Origin of the sequence: Scandinavium sp. M-37, from assembly GCF_043558715.1 — a bacterium.
GTDB classification, from domain to species: domain Bacteria; phylum Pseudomonadota; class Gammaproteobacteria; order Enterobacterales; family Enterobacteriaceae; genus Scandinavium; species Scandinavium vulneris_A.
Genome location: NZ_JBIGIN010000108.1, coordinates 1 through 521 on the forward strand (window position 1 = coordinate 1; position 521 = coordinate 521).

Here is a 521-nt window from a genome sequence, read left to right on the forward strand (position 1 = left end):
CCAGCCCGTGGTGCTGGTTTGTGGCGATCTGCCGTTGGCCTGGCCTCAGCAGTCACCGGTGCTTACGGTCACACAGGGCTGTTGGATCCGCGTGGGGGATCATCAGGATCTGGAGCAGGCAGCCCGCCAGATACTGTGGTTGCGACCTGACTGGGGTCGCCAGCTGTCGGTGATGGTCAGCGTTTGTCCGCAGAAACATGCCGACGGCGAAGCGCTTACCAGCCGCCTGCTGGCCCTGCGCTGGCAAATCAGCCAGTTGCGTAAAGAGACGGGTCATTCTGTGCCGCTGATTCTGAATGGTCAGATTGGCAGCGCGATGACGAATGATCTGCTCTGGCAGGCGGCTATCCCAGGGGAAGGGGTGAGGGTCTGGCGTGAGTCTTCAGCGCCGAGTTCAATCGCTGCATGGGTCACCACCGGTGGATCGCCTGCGATGCAGCAACAGGTGCTGATGAACAGCCTGATGAGCTGGTTCCATCAGCACGTCAAAGCTGTCTTTATGGATGAGAACCCCGACGTTC

1 pseudogene is annotated in these 521 nt (G+C 60.3%); it reads left to right on the forward strand.

Annotated features, from left to right (window positions below):
* Window positions 1-521 (forward strand): annotated as a pseudogene (locus ACG0Z5_RS23910) (OmpA family protein); the annotation flags it as partial.